Origin of the sequence: Bacillus sp. CH30_1T, from assembly GCF_008364765.1 — a bacterium.
Classification (GTDB): domain Bacteria; phylum Bacillota; class Bacilli; order Bacillales; family Bacillaceae_B; genus Rossellomorea.
Map to the genome: position 1 here is coordinate 82,706 of NZ_VTUY01000011.1, position 19,585 is coordinate 102,290.

12 protein-coding genes are annotated in these 19,585 nt (G+C 40.3%); all 12 read left to right on the top strand.

Translation table 11 applies throughout. The annotated features are described in order from the left end of the window. Positions 1-7: 7 nt before the first annotated feature. The 12 genes from F0342_RS20160 (at position 8) to F0342_RS20215 (ending at position 19,580) form a co-directional block, all read left to right on the top strand. Positions 8-949 carry a carbohydrate ABC transporter permease gene (locus F0342_RS20160; protein WP_149157635.1) on the top strand — a complete coding sequence of 314 codons (942 nt, stop codon included), beginning with the start codon at positions 8-10 and terminating at the stop codon, positions 947-949. Between the two features lie 280 nt (positions 950-1,229). Then, on the top strand, positions 1,230-2,387 hold the full coding sequence (locus F0342_RS20165) for a Gfo/Idh/MocA family protein (protein ID WP_149157636.1): 1,158 nt from the start codon (positions 1,230-1,232) through the stop codon (positions 2,385-2,387). 47 nt (positions 2,388-2,434) lie between these two features. Then, positions 2,435-3,211, top strand: coding sequence for a sugar phosphate isomerase/epimerase family protein (locus tag F0342_RS20170; RefSeq protein ID WP_149157637.1), 777 nt, complete (start codon positions 2,435-2,437; stop codon positions 3,209-3,211). Positions 3,212-3,277: 66 nt separating this feature from the next. Beyond that, entirely contained in the window at positions 3,278-5,650 is a 2,373-nt protein-coding gene (locus F0342_RS20175; protein WP_149157638.1) for a beta-galactosidase, read from the top strand. A gap of 743 nt (positions 5,651-6,393) precedes the next feature. Then, on the top strand, positions 6,394-8,805 hold the full coding sequence (locus F0342_RS20180; RefSeq protein ID WP_149157639.1) for a beta-galactosidase: 2,412 nt from the start codon (positions 6,394-6,396) through the stop codon (positions 8,803-8,805). Positions 8,806-8,947: 142 nt separating this feature from the next. Next, positions 8,948-9,649: a carboxylesterase family protein gene (locus tag F0342_RS20185; protein WP_149157640.1), complete on the top strand. Its 702-nt coding sequence runs from the start codon at positions 8,948-8,950 to the stop codon at positions 9,647-9,649. Between the two features lie 219 nt (positions 9,650-9,868). Further along, the gene (locus tag F0342_RS20190) at positions 9,869-11,353 is read left to right on the top strand and encodes a sulfatase family protein (protein ID WP_149157641.1); all 1,485 of its coding nucleotides are present in this window, start codon (positions 9,869-9,871) and stop codon (positions 11,351-11,353) included. A gap of 166 nt (positions 11,354-11,519) precedes the next feature. Beyond that, positions 11,520-12,800, top strand: coding sequence for a hypothetical protein (locus tag F0342_RS20195; RefSeq protein WP_149157642.1), 1,281 nt, complete (start codon positions 11,520-11,522; stop codon positions 12,798-12,800). A 65-nt stretch (positions 12,801-12,865) separates the two neighbouring features. Continuing rightward, positions 12,866-13,660: an endonuclease/exonuclease/phosphatase family protein gene (locus F0342_RS20200; RefSeq protein WP_149157643.1), complete on the top strand. Its 795-nt coding sequence runs from the start codon at positions 12,866-12,868 to the stop codon at positions 13,658-13,660. 98 nt (positions 13,661-13,758) lie between these two features. Then, complete coding sequence (locus tag F0342_RS20205) at positions 13,759-15,234, top strand: sulfatase family protein (protein WP_149157644.1); 1,476 nt, start codon at positions 13,759-13,761, stop codon at positions 15,232-15,234. 97 nt (positions 15,235-15,331) lie between these two features. Next, on the top strand, positions 15,332-16,795 hold the full coding sequence (locus tag F0342_RS20210) for a sulfatase family protein (RefSeq protein WP_149157645.1): 1,464 nt from the start codon (positions 15,332-15,334) through the stop codon (positions 16,793-16,795). Positions 16,796-17,411: 616 nt separating this feature from the next. Next, positions 17,412-19,580, top strand: a complete 2,169-nt coding sequence (locus F0342_RS20215) for a glycoside hydrolase family 3 N-terminal domain-containing protein (RefSeq protein WP_149157646.1) — start codon at positions 17,412-17,414, stop codon at positions 19,578-19,580. Positions 19,581-19,585 lie beyond the last annotated feature (5 nt).

The window sequence follows — 19,585 nt, forward strand, 5'->3', positions numbered from 1 at the left end:
GAACATGATGAAGGAAACGGCAAAAAAAATCAGTAATGGGTTTATGAGTTTTACCATTGGTAATCGGGGTCAAAACGGATTATTGTTTAAAAGCTTTGTATACATTCTTTTAATTGGAATCGGTTTTGTATATTTATATCCGTTACTTTATATGGGATCATATAGCTTAAAATCATTAGATGATATTTTAAACCCACTGGTGAATTGGATTCCAACACAACTATACTTTGATAATTTTTCAAAAGCCGATCAAGTCCTCAGTTTTTTGCCGACATTAGCAGAGACATTATATGTTACAGCTTTGCCTGCAATCGTGCAAACAGCTGTTGCTTCTATAATAGGATATGGATTTGCAAGATTTGAATTTCCTTTTAAGAAGACTTTATTGGTTTTTGTTTTAGCAACTTTTATCATACCGCCGCAGTTAACGATGATTCCAAGGTATGTATTCTTTAATGAATTAGGGTTCTTGGGGAATATTCAATCCTTTTTATTGCCGGCAATGTTAGGACAAGGACTGAATAGTGCCATATTCATCCTTATATTCTATCAATTTTTCAGAATGATTCCCAAGTCACTGGAGGAAGCAGCTCAGCTGGATGGTGCAGGATTTTTACGTGTGTTTATTGTCATTGCCATTCCAATGGCTGTTCCGGCGTTCATTATTTCATTCTTATTCTCATTTGTATGGTACTGGAATGAGACTTATCTAGCTGCATTATATTTTGGAAATGAGTTAACCACCTTACCACTCGAGTTAAATAAGTTTGTTGCGACTTATCAAAAATTGTATTCTGCTGGCGGAGATGAAGCTACTGGAGATACAATTAATGAAGGAATAAGAATGGCGGGTACGATGTTGACAATCTTACCTCTCCTAGTGGTTTATTTCCTAACACAAAAATGGTTTGTTGAAGGTATTGATCGTTCCGGTATTACAGGAGAATAATATTCGGTATATCATGCGCACCCCTAAATTACAATCATAGTGAAAACATCGCAACAGTATACTGAAGAATGTTTATGACAGAAGCATAGTATAGTCAGTAATCCATTTATTAAAGGGTTGCTGACTGCTTTTATATTCCTCATTGGAACGTTACAATACAGAAATCGAATTTGGTAGATGCCTTTCTGGAATAACGGGGCTGTCACCAGCAAGATTGGGATTCGCGCTGGAAGGAGTAACAAACGATATACGAAATGCTAAAAAGTATGGGGGGAAAAAAATGAACAAGGTTCGCGTAGGGATCATTGGAATTGGAAATATGGGCACAAGTCATCTAAAAATCATACAAAATGAACAGATTAACGGTATTGAACTAACGGCCGTCACAGATCAATCGGAAGAAAGAAAAAAATGGGCGAAAGAAAATCTGACGAATGTGAAGGTTTTTGACAATCCGGATGATTTACTGACTTTTGATTCGGTCGATGGTGTGATTATTGCAACCCCGCACTTTGATCATGCTGAAATGGCTATCAAAGCATTTGAAAATGGACTTCATGTCCTTTGTGAAAAACCTGCTGGCGTCTATACGAAACAAGTCAGGGAAATGAATGATGCAGCAGCAAAAACTGATAAAGTGTTTTCCATCATGTATAACCAAAGAACGAACCCGGTCTATCAAAAAGTTCGGGATTTAGTAATGTCTGGTGAATTAGGTGAGATAAAACGGACCATTTGGGTAATTGACTGGTATCGTTCGCAAAGCTACCATGATTCCGGAAATTGGAGGGGGACATGGGCTGGAGAAGGTGGAGGGGTATTATTAAATCAGGACCCTCATCAACTTGATTTGTGGCAATGGACAACCAATATGATGCCAAAGCGAGTAAGGGCATTTTGCAGTTTTGGCAAGTATTACAATATTGAAGTGGAAGATGATGTTACGGCATATGTTGAATATGAAAACGGTGCAACTGGTCTATTTATTTCTTCTACCGGAATCGCACCGGAGACGAATCGCTATGAGATTTATGGTGACAAAGGAAAGCTGGTCGTTGAAGACAATAAAATTACATTTTGGAGAAATCGTATTCCCGAAAGACAATTTAATGAAGAATGGAAAGGTGGATTTGGAATGCCGGAAAATTGGAAATGTGAGATTCCTGTCCACGGTTCTGAAAGCGGTCACAAAGGAATCATCACCAATTGGATCGAGGCTATTCTTTATGATAAACCGTTAATCGCCCCTGGAGAAGATGGAATAAAGGGATTGACACTTTCGAATGCAATGCACTTGTCTTCATGGACCGACTCCTGGGTAGACTTGCCTCTTGATGAAGATTTGTTTTATGAAAACTTGAAAGAAAGAATGAACAACTCTGTCTTTAACAAACAAACTTCCGCTACTAAGATTCTAGATGTTAAAGGGACTTATTAGAATAGGATTTATATAAGAATCTACATGTATTAGGAGGAGTATTTTCCATGAAACAGAAACTGGCTGCCCAATTGTTTACATTACGAGATCAAGTGAAGGATGATTTTCCTGGAGTCTTAAGAGATTTAAAGGATATGGGATGGAGCGGTGTACAAATAAGCGGATTATTTGGATATTCAAAAGAGGAAATTGCATCGGTATTAGAAGAAACAGGCTTAAGAACGGCAGGGATTCATGCTGGTATTGATAGTTTGCGAGGGGACTTGCAGACAGTTGTGGAAGAAGCTGATCTCTTTGGAACGAAAGACATTGTATGCCCGTACATCCCTGAAGGACTAAGAAATGAAGAAAGTTATAGAGCGGTTAGAAGCGACTTAAATGAGATTGCACGCAAACTTCGGAAAAATGGATATCGGATCAGTTATCATAATCATGATTTTGAATTTGAGACAACAATAGATGGAAAGAGTGCGTTGGAATATATCCTTGATCCTGTCGAGGAGAATCATATTCTGGCTGAAATTGATGTCTATTGGATTAAAAAAGCCGGATATGATCCACTAAGCTTCATCAAGAATTACACTCGCCGGCTTCCCATTATTCATCTAAAGGATATGGCAGACGATGATGCGCAATCATTTGCCGAAATAGGCACAGGCATGATTACCTTCGAGCCGATTTTATTATGGGGAGAACAAAATGGAATAGAGTGGTACGCAGTTGAACAGGATGAGTGTCCGGGAGATCCTTTGAAGAGTTTACAAATCAGTTTAAACAATCTACATGACATGATAGACAGGCTGAATTCAAAATCAGTTCGATGATCACAGGTGAATCCTTTAGTGAAACAGAGACACATACCAAAACAAAAAAGTGGGAGGAAACTTATCATGTCAGTTGCTATGAAACAAGGTAAATTTGTCATTGATGGGAAAGAAGAATTTCTATATGGCGGGGAATTACATTATTATCGTGTACCGAAAAATGAATGGAGAGATCGTCTTACGAAACTAAAAGAAGCCGGATGTAATTTAGTCAGTTCATATGTTCCGTGGGTTTGGCATGAAATTGAAGAAGGAGTTTATGACTTTACAGGGGAAACAAGGGGAGAACGTGATTTAGTATCATTTTTAGCATTGGCTAAAGAATTTGGACTCTATTGTATCGTTCGCCCAGGCCCATATGTTATGGCAGAAGTTCGATTTCATGGTGTGCCAGATTGGTTGCTTAATACGTACCCGGAAGTAATTGCAAAAAAACGAGATGGAAAAGATCATCCTACCCGGGTTGTATCATACAGACATCCGGTTTTCCTTAAAAAAACAAAAAAATGGTATGAAGCAGTGAATAAGGTGCTTGCTCCAGAACAGGTCAGTCATGGTGGATCAATCATCATGTATCAGTTATGTAATGAAATTGGAATGCTCCACTGGGTAAGCAATACATCAGATTATAACCAAGAAACCTTGGAGAAATTTATAGGGTATCTTTCAGCCAAGTATGGATCAATCGAACATTTTAACAAGAAATACGAAGTAAATGAAGATTCCTTTTCAGATTTTGTCAAAACGTTAAAAAAAGGTTTACCTGAAGAATATCCTTCCTTTCATTATGAATGGAGTGAATTTAGAAGGAAATATATTAAAGACTATACAGGGGACTTGAGGGGATTTGCAAAAGAAACCGGGATAACCGTACCCTTTATCATCAATGTACATGGCTTTAAAGACTTTTCAATCTATAGTCGCGGGGTTGATTATCCAATTGGTCTGTCACAATTGTATGATACGGCTGAATTTGATGATGTTGTGATTGCAGGAGATTTTTATCCAGGACGTATTGGATACGATAATTATCACGATTTAGTATTGGCAACTACATACACAAGAGCCATTTCCCAAAAAGATCAACCGATATTCTCAGCAGAATTTCAATCCGGGCGTTTGGCAGATCGGCCAAGACTTTATCCACAAGATTTGGACTTGAATACCAGAACTTGTGTGGCCCATGGGATGAATGCATTAAATTATTATATGTTTGTCGGGGGCGAAAACTTCGAAAACATCGGACTGTTTGGCAGAAGACATGAATGGCAGGCACCGATTGATTCTAAAGGAGAGTTACGTCCAAACTATGAAAAGGCACGCCATCTTGGAGAAGTATACCAGTCAATCGGCAAGAAATTAATTGAATCACCTAAAAAAGTCCACACATTTGTTGGATTTAATCCAAATGACTATATGACTGAAGTGATTGAAGATCGTGATCGGGCTCTCCTGGGGGAAGTTATTGGGAAACGGGAGCAAGCTTCTTTTGATGGTATTCTTCGATTATTGGTGGCTGCGAATATCCAGTATGAAGCGATTGATTTATTGAAGGATTTATCTGTTGCTGAAGCTCCTTCATTATGGGTGTTTTCAACCAAAAAAATGGATGCGGGACTACAAAAACGTCTTGCACAATATGTTAAACAAGGCGGTAAGCTCATTATCTATCCGGAGGTTCCAACTGAGGATGTGCAAGGAAAACCTTGTCGAACTCTGGCAGATGAGTTGAAATTAGGAGAATGGGAAGTCGTGGGTGGACCCCCTGATTATATTGATGTGCTTGGCATTGATGCGGTTAATATAAGACAACGAATGCACTTTACAACATTTGACGGTGAACCGATTGCCACGTTTACACGTACAGGTGAAAATCAGGTAGCTTCCTATAAAAAGCAAATCGGAATGGGAGAAATCTTAATCCTGGGAATATTAATGGGACATGATTACAGCTATCAAATAGATGTTATCACAGAAATCGCTGAACAATTTGGAATAAAAAGACACTTAAGCTCAACAAATGCAGATCTTTCTCTAGTTGAACGCACGAATGGAAAGGAATCATTCTTATTTGTAGGAAACTATGATGAAGTCGGGCAATCAGGTGTGATTTATGAACATGGACAACCGCTTTTTGATGGAGTAGCGATTAATTTACCTCCGAGATCTTCAGTCATGATTGTAAGAAACTATGAAATTAGGGATGGCTTAACGATCGATTTCACAACAGCTGAAGTCACTCGCCTTTATGAAACAAAAGATCAAATCGAAATAACACTGAAACCTATTGGATCTACAGGTATGCTAAAGATGGATACAAATGGTAAATGGGAATCGGAAGAGAATGAAACGACGAAAGTGAATACAATTGTAGTGAAAAATATTTGCAAGCCTACAACGATAAAAATTAACAAGTTAAAAGAAACAATCATGAGGTAAAAGGAAATAAATTCTTTCAACAGTTTTAAGAACATCTAAATGAAAGGCTCTTTTCGTATAGTTTGTTGCTATTGTAGAGGAGAAAGTAATAGTTGATTTCCGCTCCAGGATGCTCGCTTTCCGCGGGGCTGGCGGTTGAACCTCCTCGGCTGCGCCTCCGGGGTCTCACCTGTCCAGCTACGGGGCTTAGGGGCTCGAGGTCATAAGCCAAGTCTGCCAAAAAGGCAAAGTCCGCCTTTCCAGCAGACTCGTCTTATGCTTGTCGCCCCTGGGCAAAGCCCCTCCGCTTTTCGTACTGTCCAGCTATTCCCGCAGGAGTCGAGCATCCTTCCGCTCCAATCAACTTTCTGAGCATGTATCCTTAATGGAAAACAAGAAAAACAAGAACTTTAGCAAACAGTCTCATTTAGGTAAGTAGAGATTGATTTTCCTTTTAAGGAAGAAGAATTATTTTTTTCTAGTTACATTGTTTTCTTGCACACTTTGAAGCTCTGTCATGAAAATTCTGTTAAAGAAGGTGAGGGGAACTGCGCAGACTCCTGCGGATTTCGGACGTGCCGAGACCCCGTTCGGCTAAGAGGAGGTTCGGCCGAACGCTAGCTGCAAGCGGAGCAGTTCCCCTCACCATCCAGTATAAACTGGTTGACAGAGCCCTGGCAGATTCTATGCTAGAAAAACAACAATTTTTGCGAAAAGAGCCAAATGAAAGGAACAAAAGATATAGTAAGCAGGAGGGAAAAAAATTGATTGAAATCAAAAACAAGCAAATTCTCATAGATGGTGAGCCAAAAATCATCATGGCAGGGGAAATCCACTATTTTCGTCTAGATCGCGATGAATGGCAGGACCGTATTGATAAATTGAAAGCTGCAGGATGTAATGCTGTTGCCTCTTACGTACCGTGGCTATGTCATGAACCGGTTGAGGGTGAAATCGATTTGGTTGGGAAGACCCGACCGGAACTGGACTTAATAGGCTTCATTGATTTATGTGCAGAAAATGGTCTTTACTTCTTCTTGCGACCAGGACCGTTTATTATGGCTGAAATGAAAAATGAAGGTATTCCTCATTGGGTCATTGAAAAGCATCCAGAAACAGTTCCCGTGACTTGGGATGGAAAGAAGACTTTAGCCCACACGCTTGATTATATGGCTCCGGGTTTTTTACAAGAAACAAAGAAATGGTTTGAAGCCGTGATGGCTGTTTCTGTACCACGTTTGCATACAAATGGTGGAAATATCATAGCTGTACAACTTGATAATGAGATTGGAATGCTCTCATGGGTAAGTAATAGTCCTGATTTAACAGACAATGTTCTGAGGGATTTTTCTCAATGGTTGAAAGAGCGTTATGACGTTGATGCCCTTACTACCCGATACCCATTTGATATCAATGATGTTGAAGGAAGAAAAGAAGCCATTCGCTCACCTAAAGAAGAGTACTCAGCTGAACTTCACTTCGATCTTGGTTATTATATGAGAAACCGTTTCGCCCGTTATGTAGCAACATTAAGAGCTTATTCTGAAGAATCTGGTGTAAAAGATGTTCCATTTGTCGTAAATATTCATGGGACAGGAGGAGGTCGTGCTTTAAGATTTCCTATTGGTATCAGTCAGCTATATGAGTCGTATACACAAGCACCTGGTTATATTTCTGGGTCTGATATATATTTTGGGGATCTATCGATGGCGACTTTTCAGGATCTCTACTTGATCAATGGTTTTATGGATGCAGTTCACAATCAGGATCAGCCTTTAACGTCAGTGGAATTTAATTGCGGTGACGGAAACTTCGGTAATAATTTCAGTGGACGTTTAGATCCTTCCGCTGCAGATTTCAAAACAAGAATGTGTATTGCTCAAGGAAATCGACTACTAAACTATTATCTATTGACTGGTGGAAGAAACTATCGGATGGATAATGAATACAACGATGGAAATGATCGAATAGCCCATACAGGAGAAAGACACGGATTTGCAGCTCCGATCAGCCCGGAAGGTGAACTAAATTACACGTTCCCAAGAATGGCACGTTCAATCAAGACGATTATGGCTGTTTCAGATAAGCTTGCAGTAATGGAAGAAGAACGTGATTCGGTTGCGTTTGCGTTCATCCCAGATTACTACATGACGGAGTCTTGCTATTCTCATAGTGAAAATATGAAGAAAATGTACCAAAACATTGAAGCAAACCGAGCTGGTAGTGCATGGGATAACATGGCACGTGCCATGTTACTTGCAGGATACCGATTCGGTTCAGTAGATATTCAAAATAAGCCAGTTGATCCTAAAGAAACACCTGTCCTTGCTGTACCATCAGCCCGTTACTTACATAGGGAAGTTCAGCAAAAATTGGTTGATTTCCTACATGCCGGAGGAGGCATCCTTCTCTATGGTGAAGTTCCCACACATGATATGGAAGCCAAACCTTGTACGATTCTTGCTGATGCTCTTGGCGTTCAACCAAAAGAAGTTCGTACAGCAAACCTTAATTATAAACTGTCTGTTTATGCCGATGGTTGGGCAAAACAACGCCCTGAGATTCGTACGCACAAAGCGCAGGCACTTGAAGTTGGAGACGCTGAGGCGATTTTCCGGATTTATGGGACCGATGAAGTCTGTGGGTTTGATACTAAGGTAGGTAATGGGAAAGCGATCGTAATGGCCACAGCTTATAATACTGACATTGATCTATATAAAGAAGCCTTGGAAAAGCTGGGTGCACATGCATCTCTTCGCCACGACTGTAACTATCACGGTATTTTTATGACATCTACTGCTACAAAAGAAGGGGAAAGATTCATTCATATTTTGAATCTTGATGGATTCGATAAAGATATACACCTTTATGAAAATGAAGCAAAACTATTAGATGGACGCAAGATTATGCTCCAAAGTAAAGATGGATTGATGATTCCGATCAATGTCACATTAAATGATGTGAAAATTGTGTATTCAACAGCCGAAGTGACAAATGTAAATAAGGATACGATCGAGTTTCGTCTAACCCAAGCTGAGGATGTCATCGCTTTAGAGACTGATCGAGAAATTGCACCAAGCGATGACTATCATGTACAGAAAAGAGAAAATACGACCTACGTTATTTCCAAGAAACATGGAAAAATTGATGATCGCTTGACTCTTCGATTTATATAAACTTAAATGACGGCTTCTTTAAGATAAAAAGGAGTCGTCATGTACTTTATTTCCTTCTCCTTAAAGTTATCGTTTCATTTTATCAAGCATAATCAACTTAGTTATCAACATAATCATTTTCTATTGAAAGGAGCATTATTTTATGCAAAAAGAGCTTAGGTTTGATGTGAAAGACTATAAGTTGAACTATCTTTTATATTTACCGGATTCATTTCAACAGAATGGCTCACTAAAGTGGCCGTTAATCTTATTTCTTCACGGTGCTGGGGAACGTGGGGGAAACATGGAATTAGTCAAGAAACATGGGGTCCCAAAAATAGTTGAAAATCAGGAAGAATTCCCTTTTATCGTAGTCTCTCCCCAATGCCCTGCTGACTCCTATTGGGTCAATGAGCTTGAATCATTGAGTGCGCTGCTCGATGAAATTGTCCGGGAATATCCAATAGATCCTGCTCGGATTTATCTTACCGGACTAAGTATGGGAGGGATTGGTGCCTGGCATCTTGCAATAGCAAATCCAAAACGTTTTGCAGCTATTGCTCCGGTCTGTGGAGCACTTTCAATACCAGAATTCAGACGAGTAGAATTGCAGATAAAAAATAACGTGAATCAATTATCAGTTGGACTAAAGAGATTAAAAGATCTTCCGGTTTGGGCATTTCATGGTGACCAGGATGATATTGTACCGATTGAGGCCGCTCAAAAGGTCATTCAATCCCTGAAAAAACAAGGTGGAAGCGCAAAATTAACTGTATATAAAGGAGTAGGTCATGATTCTTGGACAGAAACTTATGAAAATGAGGAGCTATATATATGGTTTCTAAACCAACATAAAATAAAGTAATTGGATTTATTGCTAACTGTCTATGGGAAACTTCGATCGGTGGATGCTGAGAATATCCGTTGAGAATGAGGCGAGCAAGTATAAAAACCTTGAAAAAACGCTTACATCACTTTAAAATGTAATTGAAACGTTTCAATTGTATGATTATTTGTTAAACCTTCCAGCAATGTATAAAGAAATCTGTCATTCTACTAATTTGAATAAGAAAGGGAGATGAAAATGAAGATCCTCTACATAGATATCGACTCCTTGCGCCCCGACCACCTAGGCTGTCATGGCTATCATCGTAATACATCGCCTAATATTGATCGTCTCGCTAAAAGAGGTACAACATTCACAAATTATTACGCTTCAGATGCCCCGTGTGCCCCTTCCCGTAATGCATTGTTCAGCTCAAAGTTTGGTATTCATACCGGGGCTGTAAATCATGGAGGTTTGGATGCAGATACCCGTCCAATTGGTATTGATCGTCCTTTTAACTATCATCACACAGAATATCAAGCATGGGTTGATGTCCTTAGATTCCGTGGTCACTATACGGCAATGATAAGTCCTTTCCCGGGGCGTCATGCAAAATGGAATGTACTTGAAGGTTTTCTTGAAATGCATGATACGGGGAAGCATGCTGGTGAAACCGCGGGAGATGTAACATCCGAAGCACTTAAATGGATTAAAGGCCGTGGCACTGAGAAAGAGGATTGGTTCCTATATCTTAACTTCTGGGATCCGCATACACCTTACCGGACACCTCTTTCATATGGTAACCCTTTCAAAAATGATCCTGCACCAGAATGGTTGACAGAAGAGATCATCGCCAAGCAGCGTGACAGCTATGGTCCAATGAGTGCGCGTGAAGTACCAGCTGGTAATCAATGGCCGAATCTTCCAAATGAGATTACTTCTCGAGAGGACTTCAAACGCTTTATTGACGGTTATGATACGGCAATCCGATATGTCGATGATCATGTAGGAATGCTTCTTAAAGCATTAGAAGAAGAAGGAATATTAGAAGAGACTACGATTATTATCTCAGCCGATCATGGTGAAAATCAAGGTGAGCTTAACGTTTACGGTGATCACCAAACCGCGGATCATATTACTAGCAGGATACCGCTCATTATGGCTGGACCGGAAGTTCGTCAAGGGCATATCGATGAGGATTTTCACTACCAGATTGATCTTGGGCCGACATTAACTGAAATGGCAGGAGGGACTCCTCGTGAAAAATGGGATGGCATAAGTTTTTTACCTGCCGTGACCAAGGGTGAATTGGCCGGTCGTCCTTATCTCGTTGTCAGTCAAGCAGCATGGAGTTGTCAGCGAGGAGTTCGTTTTGATAATTGGATGTTAATTAGAACCTACCATGATGGGTTGAAAGATTTCCCTGACTTAATGTTATTTGACATAGAAAATGACCCTCATGAAACAACAAACTTAGTAGAAGAAAGTCCGGAAGTGGTTGCAAAGGGTTTACAACTCCTTGACAAATGGGTGGCTGAACAAATGTCAACATCAGATTATCCATCGGATCCAATGTGGAATGTCATCCAAGAAGGCGGTCCATTCCATACAAGGAGAAACTTAGGAAAATATATAAAGAAGTTGAGAAATCAAGGAAGAAACGAAGCAGCGGATAGACTGGAAAGCCGGCATGAAAAATTCAATAAAATTTATGATAAATTGAACGATAATCAGAACTTGTAAGTTAAATAAAGATTCATCTCCAATTAATGATCAGTAACTTCCACTAAATGTATGGATGGAAGAGGAATGAAAAAACCAAAGGGATTGGCTAAGAATGTCTGATGAAGACAAGGTCGTTGAATAAAGTGTCAATTATCATCAATCATAGGAAGGGTTGTTTTTATTCATGAGTAATGTTACAGATTTTTATGAAAAATTGCCTGATAATGTGAAAGCATTTTTTGATCGTCAGTATCAAGATTCGTATCGATTACTCGATGATTCGCGTCATCCGCAAACAGGACTTTACGCAGATGCTTATATGACATTAGGAAATAATCCGGATCGGAGATGCTCTATCGCAGCAACAGGAGTAGGTCTGATTGGTCTTGCAGTAGCCGATATGGAAGGATGGGACGACGATGCAAAAAAGAAAGCAATCGTAACACTTCAAGCTCTTAAGGGAGAAGTAGATGGATGCAGCCCTGCTCGCGATAAAGACACAGGGTTTTTCGCCCATTTTGTTGACATGGAAACAGGAGAAAACTTGAAATCGGAAATCTCGACAATCGATACTTCACTTGTAGTGGCAGGAGCACTGTTCGCAGGTCGGCACTTCAAAGAAACGGAACCTCAAATTGCAGAAATGGCGAATGACTTGTTAAAAGGGATTGACTGGAGTGTCGTTGTGGCAGATATAGAAAAAGGTGTTATAAACATGGTCGTCAAAGATGGTCAGGGGACACTTCCATTACCTGCCTATAATGAATATGTGCTAGTTGCTTATCTTGCTTTACTGGGGCAGCCGGAAAATGAGGATATCCAAGATTTGTGGTATAAGAATTTTGCTGAAGATAAAATCGACGAATTGCCAAAAGTTAATTACCGTGATATTCCGGTTCTTACTGATCGAGCAGAGGAAAACTTTTTGTCTTCATTTGTCCATCAATTTCCATTTTTCCTTGTGCCTGAGTATGCTGAAAGTCCAATTTACAGAGATTTTTTCGCTAATGCCTGTATGGCGGATCGTTCAAAATGGAAAGAGCTATATGATGTCCCGTCGTATGTATGGGGATATGGAGCTGGCCCGAATGATGGATTTCATGGAGGATACCATGCGGATAAAATCAATAATTCCCCAGGGGATATAGCATCTGCCTATATTGTAGCTGGCTTTTTGCCTGTTTACCCTGCCGGGATTTATGATTTGTACGCGTTATATCGCCTCCATATCCCTTATGATGTATATACGAACCCTAATGATCAAGAAGACGAAAAAAAATTCCGTGCATCCTATCAATATGGATTGCACAGATATTCATGGTGGCATCTTGAACAACAGAAACGATGCTATCCAACCAAGGTAACCTTGATTGATTGGAGTTCTATGTTGTATGGGATGGCAGCTTTTAAACGTGGAATGTCTTTTTTCACTGAACGGCTTATTAAGTTAGAGAAAAGTGTATGAAGGCATGTTTTTGTGAAACATCTTATGTGAGTGAATCTATTTTTTTATAAAAAGGTGATGGAAAGATGGTCCATAAAGTGATGACGTTCAATCTAAGGGTAGATATCCCTCAGGATGGAAGCAATGCCTGGGAGAATCGAGAAAAAAAAGTTACTCAACTCATTAACAATCACCAGCCTGCTATTATCGGTACACAAGAAGGATTGCTCCGGATGATTAAAGATATCGAAGAAGACTTGCCGGATTACCAATGGATCGGAAACGGGAGGCGCGGCGGTATGGCTGATGAATTTTGTGCTATTTTTTATCATGATAAAAAACTGGATGTAGTTGAAAAGGGTCAATTTTGGTTGTCTGAACAACCAGATACTCCAAACAGTATCAGCTGGGAAAGTGATTTCCCAAGAATCTGTACATGGGGACATTTCCGGTTCAAGAATGATGGTACTGAGTTTATTGTCTATAACACACATCTCGACCATATTAGTCAAGAAGCCCGAGAAAATGGTATTCACTTAATCTGGAAAAGGCTTTTAAATCATTATGATAAGAAAAAGATCCCCATAATTTTGACAGGAGATTTTAACAGTGAACCTTCCAATCCTGTAGTCCGTTTCTTGCGGGGGGAAGCAGCTATCATGGATGAAACAGTGAATCTACAAGATGCGTTTATAGTATTGAATGAGCCTATAGGCAGGACATTTCATGGCTTTAATGGAGGAACGGAAGGAGAACCAATTGACTACATTTTCGCGAGCCCTGAAATAAAGGTGTTACAAACAGATGTGGACAGAAGCACGGTAGATAATGTTTATCCATCCGATCACTATCCAATCATTTCTACTTTAGAAATCAATTAAGTGACCATTATTGTAGCCGTTATCATTAAAGATGACGGCTGAGAAAACTATATGTTTTGGATGAAATAATTAAAAAAATAAAAGAGGATGAAAAGAATATGAAAATTCTTTATATCGATATAGATGCATTGCGTCCCGACCACTTAGGGTGCTATGGCTATGAACGAAATACATCACCGAATATAGATAGCATTGCAGAAAGAGGTGCCCACTTTACCAATTATTATGCCTCTGATGCACCATGTGCACCGTCTCGTACTGCCTTATTCAGTTCTCGATATGGAATCCATACAGGAGTTGTAAATCATGGCGGTTTACAGGCTGATATGCGCCCAATCGGAAAGGATCGCCCGTTTAATTATCACCATACCGAATATCAATCTTGGGTCGATGTTCTCAGATTCAAAAAACATCACACAGCCATTATCAGTCCTTTTCCGGGGCGTCATTCCGCATGGCATATGCTACAAGGCTTTCTAGAAGCTCATGACACAGGAAAGCACGCAGGAGAAACAGCAGGAGATGTTTCTAAAGAAGCTTTACGCTGGATTAAAGAAAGAGGAAGTGAAAAGGAAGACTGGTTCCTTTATCTGAATTTCTGGGATCCGCATACACCATATCGAACACCGGAGGAATTTGGAAATCCTTTTGAAAATGACCCTGCTCCCGAATGGCTGACGGAAGAGATGATCGCTCAGCATCGTGAAAGCTATGGTCCTTATAGTGCAAGAGATTTGCCGACTGTCAGACAGTGGCCGGGAATACCAGAAGAAATTACATGCAGAAAAGATTTTAAGAAGTGGATCGACGGATATGATACCGCTATTCGACATGTCGACGATCATGTCGGAAAAATCCTTCAGACCCTTGAAGAAGAAGGCATATTAAATGAGACAATTATCATTATTTCTTCAGATCATGGGGAGAACCAAGGAGAATTGAATGTTTACGGGGACCACCAGACGGCAGACCATATCACAAGCCGCATCCCTTGTATTGTTGCAGGTCCTGGAATTAAACAGGGCCATGTCGATGAAGACTTCCACTACCAGATCGATCTTGGACCTACCTTGACGGAGTTAGTTGGCGGTGTACAGCGGGCTAGATGGGATGGGGTCAGCTTTTTGCCTGCTCTCACAGAAGGAAAAACGGCAGGGCGTCCGTATCTCGTCGTTAGTCAATGTGCCTGGAGCTGCCAACGTGGGGTACGTTTCGATAAATGGATGTTCATACGTACGTATCATGACGGATTGAAGGAATTTCCAGAATTAATGTTATTTGATATCGAAAATGACCCGCACGAAACAAATAATTTAGTTGATCAGAAACCAGAAATTGTTGCAAAAGGCCTGCGACTATTAGATGAATGGGTGGCAGAACAAATGGTGACGTCTGATTCCCCAGTAGACCCGATGTGGAATGTCATTCATGAAGGCGGACCTTTCCACACAAGAGACGATTTGAATCTTGATTCCTATTTAGAAAAGCTACGTAACCAAGATCGAAATGCTGCGGCTGACAGATTGGAACGCCGATACCGTCCGGGAAAATTCGAAACAGAATCAGACGTTTAATAGAAGGATTCTTTTCATCCATCATCCTTCTAAAGGAATACCTTGAACCAAAAAATAATCAAATTTATAGATTGAATGATCAAAGGAGGAAATAAAGATGAGAGTTCTTTTGTTAGATTTAGATTCAACAAGACCAGATCACTTGGGATGCTACGGCTATCATCGTGACACTTCACCTAATATCGATCGTATTTGTGAGGAGGGGGTAAGGTTCACAAACTATTATACATCTGACGCACCCTGTGCACCTTCTAGATCCGCACTTATGTCAGGGCAGCTTGGTATACACAATGGGCTGGTAGGCCATGGAGGAACAGCAGGCGATGTACGTCATGATGGACCAAAGAGGGATTTTTCTGATCGACTTGCATTGGAGAGCCTTCCATCGTTTTTAGATCAAGCTGGTTTGAAGCCTGTATTAATTAGCCCATTTGCACAGAGGCACGGTACATGGAATTTTTACGCGGGATTTCGGGAAATGCATAATACAGGTAAAGCTGGGATAGAGTCAGCAGAAGAGGTGACACCGGAAGTTCTGAAATGGCTCGAACATAATGCTCAAGAGGATAATTGGTTTCTCTATGTGAATTATTGGGATCCCCATACCCCATATCGTGCTCCGGAGGAATTTGGAAATCCGTTCGAGAACGATCCGCTTCCTGAATGGATCACAGAAGAAGTACTTGAAGAACATAAAAAGAAAGTCGGTCCTCATAGTGCCAGTGAGATCAATATGTATGATAATAAACAAAACCCTGACTTTCCAAGATCTCCAGGTGAAATAAAGGACATGGCTGGATTGCGACAGATGATAGATGGTTATGACTGTGGCGTACGCTGGATGGACGAGAACCTAGGGAAAGTATTTAAGTCTTTAGAGGATTTGGGGATCATGGAAGAAACGATAATTATCATTACCGGCGATCATGGCGAGAATATGGGGGAGTTAGGGATATACGGTGAACATGGTACAGCAGACCACGCGACTTGTAACATTCCTATGATTATTCGCTGGCCGGGAGTAACGAAACCAGGTCATGTGGATGATGAACTGCATTATCATTTAGATTTAAATCCGACCCTGGCCGAAATTTTCAATCGGGCACCAGCACCGGGGTGGGATGGACAAAGTTATGCTCCAGCTTTAAAAGGTGAAACAGGCTCAGGTCGTGATTATTTAGTAGTTTCACAATGTGCACATGTTTGCCAGCGCAGCGTCAGGTTTGATGATTGGCTATATATTCGGACCTACCATGACGGTTATCATTTATTTGATAAGGAAATGCTTTTTAATATTAAGGATGACCCTCATGAAGTTCAAAATGTGGCAAAGGAAAATCCACATATATGCAAAGAAGCCGTGTACCGACTGAACGAATGGCATGAGGAAATGATGCATACCAGTTCATCAGATGTAGACCCTTTATGGACAGGGATGCGAGAAGGTGGCCCATTCCACGCCAAAGGGAATTTACCAAGATATATTCAACATTTGGAGAGGACAGGCCGTGAGTATGCAGTAGAAGAACTAAAGCAACGTCACCCCAATGAGTTTAAATAAAGCTATTTGTTATAAATAAGATAATAAGCAGCAGCTGGATTACAACTGCTGCTTTAGTTTTTTTGCACGAAATTGTTAGTCATCAGGGGGAAAAGTTAAGGAGAAAGTGATTGATAGCTTTATCTGCAGGCTTTCTAAGGATATTTCAAGTCGCTTAATCCAGTTGCTGCATGTCCAATAGAACAATCGCCAAAAAGGATTTTAGAAAATAGTCTATTAATATTGAAATCGTATACATTTAGTCTTATAATATCTGTATTGAAACGTTTCAATTGATACGTATATTGATATTTAACGTGCTACTATTTTTAAGTATCACGACCCATTCACAGAATGAAAAAAGTTTCCCTACATATAAATCTAATATAAAAATATAGTAATTCAGTGTCATCCACTTTTTTTTATATTTTTATTGTAACGTTTCAATTACTGTTTTATAAAGGTTTGGCATTGTGAGTCAAAATTTTGAAGCGATTTCTAAATAAGTTAGCAAGTAGTTTTGCTGATCAGTAACTTAGGGTTCAGATCACACATTTTATAAGAAAAAAATCATGTAGAAATGTCTAAGGTGTTTTCAAACATCATTACGACTAACTCTACACAACCGGAGGACATAATGACTAAAAATCATGCGAATATCATACTTGAACAAATGACTTTGGATGAAAAAATCGGACAATTAATGCAGTTAGCTACGTTGTTTTATGAAGGTTCCTCAAATCAAGGGAAAATTACAGGTCCAATGGAGAATATGGGGATTAATAAAGACGTTGTGCATAACAGCGGCTCAGTACTTGGTGGAGCAGGAGCAAAAGAAACAATGAATATCCAAAAAGCCCACCTTGATGGAAATCGACTGGGAATTCCTTTACTGATGATGGCTGATATCGTACATGGGTTTAAAACGATTTTCCCGGTTCCTTTAGCAATCGGTTGTTCATGGGATATGGAATTGGCTGAAAAAAGTGCTGAAGTCGCTGCAAAAGAGGCATCTGTTTCCGGAGTCCACGTTACTTTTGCACCGATGGTCGACTTGGTCCGCGATCCGCGTTGGGGAAGAGTGATGGAGTCTACAGGTGAGGATCCATACTTAAATGCAGAGTTTGCAAAGGCATTTGTCCGCGGATTTCAAGGATCGGATTTGGAAAACGATGAACATCGAGTTGCAGCGTGTGTCAAACACTTTGCTGCATATGGAGCAGCAGAAGGAGGCAGGGACTATAATACAGTGGATATGTCAGAACGCATGCTCCGCGAATCATATTTACCTGCGTATAAAGCAGCCCTTGATGAAGGCTGTGAAATGGTTATGACTTCTTTTAACACTGTCGATAGTATTCCTGCAACCGGAAATAAAAGATTAATGCGCCATTTGCTTCGAGATGAATGGGGCTTTGACGGTGTTATTATATCTGACTGGGGAGCAGTCAAGGAGATTATCCCTCACGGAGTTGCCGCAAATGAAAAAGAAGCCGCCCAAAAGGCGCTCGAAGCGGGTGTCGATATCGAAATGATGACAGCTTGCTATGTTAAGAACTTAAAGCAATTAGTTGAAGACGGCTCCATTTCTGAAAGCTTGATCGATGAGTCAGTCCTTCGTATATTGCAACTAAAAGAGAAATTGGGATTATTTGAAAAACCATATCGCGGAGCAGATGAACAGCTGGAGAAAGAGATTGTATTATGTGAAGATCACCGTCAAGTTTCCAGGGAACTTGCGACAAAATCTTGTGTACTATTAAAAAATGATCATGTCCTGCCATTACATAAAGATCAAAAGGTGGCATTGATTGGACCATTTGCCCAAAATGGAGACATTTTAGGTCCATGGTCTTGGCAAGGATCGAAAGAAGATGCAATCAAAGTAGATGAAGGTTTTCGAATGAAAACGGATGCGTCTCATCTTTTCGTCGCTCAAGGGTGTGATGTTGAGTCAGGCACAGAAGAGCAGCTGGAGGAAGCACTCCAAATTGCCAAAGATGCTGATGTCATTGTGCTGGCGTTAGGTGAGCATTCAAATATGAGTGGAGAAGCTAAATGCCGTGCAGATATTTGTTTACCAGCAGTTCAGCTTGACTTAGTTTCAAAAATGAAACAATTACAAAAACCAATCGTTGCCGTATTGTTTAACGGTCGTCCTCTCGATTTACATGGTGTAATCGATCAAACAGATGCAGTATTAGAAGCCTGGTTTCCAGGAACAGAAGGCGGAGCTGCTGTGGCAGACTTACTGTATGGAGATGTGAATCCATCTGGACGATTAACGATGTCGTTCCCATATTCGGTCGGCCAAGTTCCGGTTTATTATAACAGTTTCAATACAGGGCGTCCGAAAGTTGAACCGGTGACTGAATATGTTTCAAAGTACTTAGATATCCCTAATGAACCTCTGCTTCCCTTTGGGTTTGGATTAAGTTATACGACTTTTGCATACAGTGATGCATCTCTTTCTGCAACATCAATGAGTCCAGGAGGATCCATTACGGTTTCTGTTAAGGTGAAAAACATAGGGAACGTTGCTGGGGATGAAATCGTTCAGTTATATGTGAGAGATGTCGTAGGTGAGGTTATACGTCCATTGAAAGAGTTAAAAGATTTCAAAAAGATCACATTGGATCCGGATGAAGAGAAAGAAGTCATGTTCATCTTAAAAGAGGAGCAGCTTAACTACCATCATTCGGACCTACAGTTCAAGAGTGATCCGGGAGAATTTATTGTTTATGTCGGTTCAAATAGCAATGATGTTACAGAACTTGCATTTGAATTGACAAATGAAAAGGATTGAGGGGA

Bases quoted from the DNA above. Each gene is read 5' to 3' on its own strand.
- F0342_RS20205 (WP_149157644.1), top strand. From the start codon at position 13,759: ATGAAAATTCTTTATATCGATATAGATGCATTGCGTCCCGACCACTTA.
- F0342_RS20160 (WP_149157635.1), top strand. From the start codon at position 8: ATGAAGGAAACGGCAAAAAAAATCAGTAATGGGTTTATGAGTTTTACC.
- F0342_RS20170 (WP_149157637.1), top strand. From the start codon at position 2,435: ATGAAACAGAAACTGGCTGCCCAATTGTTTACATTACGAGATCAAGTG.
- F0342_RS20185 (WP_149157640.1), top strand. From the start codon at position 8,948: ATGCAAAAAGAGCTTAGGTTTGATGTGAAAGACTATAAGTTGAACTAT.
- F0342_RS20195 (WP_149157642.1), top strand. From the start codon at position 11,520: ATGAGTAATGTTACAGATTTTTATGAAAAATTGCCTGATAATGTGAAA.
- F0342_RS20200 (WP_149157643.1), top strand. From the start codon at position 12,866: ATGGTCCATAAAGTGATGACGTTCAATCTAAGGGTAGATATCCCTCAG.
- F0342_RS20210 (WP_149157645.1), top strand. From the start codon at position 15,332: ATGAGAGTTCTTTTGTTAGATTTAGATTCAACAAGACCAGATCACTTG.
- F0342_RS20165 (WP_149157636.1), top strand. From the start codon at position 1,230: ATGAACAAGGTTCGCGTAGGGATCATTGGAATTGGAAATATGGGCACA.
- F0342_RS20215 (WP_149157646.1), top strand. From the start codon at position 17,412: ATGACTAAAAATCATGCGAATATCATACTTGAACAAATGACTTTGGAT.
- F0342_RS20190 (WP_149157641.1), top strand. From the start codon at position 9,869: ATGAAGATCCTCTACATAGATATCGACTCCTTGCGCCCCGACCACCTA.
- F0342_RS20175 (WP_149157638.1), top strand. From the start codon at position 3,278: ATGTCAGTTGCTATGAAACAAGGTAAATTTGTCATTGATGGGAAAGAA.